Source organism: Terriglobus sp. YAF25 (assembly GCF_052113305.1).
GTDB lineage: Bacteria > Acidobacteriota > Terriglobia > Terriglobales > Acidobacteriaceae > Terriglobus.
Window position 1 is genome coordinate 1 of the sequence record NZ_JBFRCY010000774.1, and the last position, 2,071, is coordinate 2,071.

The following is a 2,071-nucleotide window of genomic DNA, read 5'->3' on the forward strand; positions in this document are numbered from 1 at the left end:
GACCCGCATCCACTGCCTTCTCCGGTGTGTCGATCAGCCCCAGCAGAATCGACCTGCGGCCGCTCTCCTCTACCTTTCTGGAAACCAGTTCAAGATAACCTTCCAGACGTTGCTTCAGACCTTCGAATTGTGGCCAGTAGCTCTCCAGGCCAAGACCGATCAGGCCGACGCGAAGCTGAGTGTCAAAACGCTGCAATGTGTGCCCTCCAGGCTTCGGGAAAAAATATCAAAAGTTTCACCCTGAACGTTCACCCCAGCGAACTTGTTCGCTGRTAATTAGTGAAGGACCTGCTTTTCCATGCTTCGGCTGACACCAACAACAGGGAAAATGCTCTAGAACACCAGCCGCCCTCCGATCTGTACGACCCGTGCTGCTCGCGTGGACGTAATCGCTCCGAATCCCGGCCCGAGCGACGTGCTGGCGTGCCCGAACTGAGTGTGGTTGAAGACGTTGAACGCCTCCATGCGAAGCTGGAAGTTGGCGCGCTCGCCCAGAGGAAGCGATTTGAAGAGACTGGCATCCCAGTTCTGATAGCCAGGCTGCTCCAGCGAGTTTCTGCCTGCATTGCCAGGAGTACCGTAACTCGGCTTTGAAAAAGCCGCGGTGTTGAACCACTGTGTAGGAGCATGCCTTCCGGCGCTGACATTGCCCACAACATCCGGGCGGGACTGGCTGAAGTCACCGATATTCAGGTTGTCGCCGGCCAGCGTGGGCGTGTTGTACTGGCCGGAGCYGAACGTTGTGATGCCRTTCAATTGCCAGCCGCCAATCAGGTACTCCACGCCGAGTGGTGCGCTGTTGAAGAGACGCTGACCGCGGCCGAATGGCAGTTGATAGGTATAGCTGGCAACCAGGCGATGCGGCACGTGATAGTCAGAGACACCCCGGTCATAACGGAAGAAGTCACGCGACAGTGACGAGAAGTCATCGGTGATTCCGATATCAATGGCTTTGGAGTAGGTATAGGCCACCAGGAACGAATTGCCATGGCTCATACGCTTCTCCAGCTTTGCAGTAAGGGCGTTGTAGTTTGAACGGCCATAGTTGCTGCTCACCAGGATGAAGCCATATTGAGGGAATGGTTTGCGCGAAGCGAGCGGAATAGTTCCCGTCGTATCGATTGCGCCGATGTTAGCATTCTTGCGTTGCGCCAACTTCTGGCCGCTGGAACCTGCATATTCAAGCTCCAGCAGATAGTCCGAAGCGAATGCCTGCTGGATATCCAGACCCCACTGGTTGATATAGGGGGTCCGGTTGTCCTGGTCCAGCGTAAAGATATTGGCATGAGCAGGCGGGAATGTCGTCGAGGTGCCGGCGAAGGGATTGAAGATCGACACCGGCGTCGTTGTGCTTGGTGTATTGCTGCGCGAGGTGTAGAAGGGACTTCCCTGATTCTTGAACTGCTCTTCGTTGAAGTTATCCGTTGCGTAGTATGTCCCCACGCCTCCGCGGATGACGGTGTTGGGGAGAAAGGACGGCCTCCACGCAAAGCCAACACGCGGAGCGAAGTTATTGAGGTCTGGCTTGACGATGGAACGCCGAATCGAAGAGCCCGCATAGGCAAACTGCCCAGTGACTGTATCGAAGAACTGGCTGCGGTTACGCGACTCAACCGGTGAGCCGGCGTACTCATAGCGCAGCCCGAGATTCACGGTCAGAGAAGGCAGCACCTTCCAGTTGTTCTGCGAGTAAAAGCCGTAGTAGGAGCTGTGCAGATACTGGGTTGAGTCACCGCTGGCAGCCGTAATCTCGTATGGCTGCCCCAGCAGAAAGTCACTCAGGCCGATGCTGCTGACACGCTGCCCTGCCGCGTTCCGCGTGGAGTACCCGTTGTTGTAGGAGAGCGTTGGGTTCGAAGCAAAGTCGGTGATCTGCGTAAAGTTCTCATGAATGTACTGCAGGCCATTCATTGATGTCAGCTTGCCATGCGTCCAGGTCAGGTTATCGGAGACCTGGTAATACTTATCGTCCGCGCCAATCACCTCAGCGATAGAACCCACGGAGCCGAATCCGGCGATGCCGAAGACAGGAACGCCGTAGGTTGCCGGATTGTCATTGTTGGCATACGGA

At 56.0% G+C, this 2,071-nt stretch carries 1 protein-coding gene and 1 pseudogene; both read right to left on the reverse strand.

Annotated elements, in window-relative coordinates:
- A pseudogene (locus AB4043_RS23545) lies at positions 1-196 on the reverse strand (arabinose isomerase); the annotation flags it as partial.
- Positions 197-333: 137 nt separating this feature from the next.
- Positions 334-2,071 (reverse strand): TonB-dependent receptor domain-containing protein (locus AB4043_RS23550; RefSeq protein WP_442308264.1); only part of this gene is annotated, 1,738 nt, incomplete at its 5' end.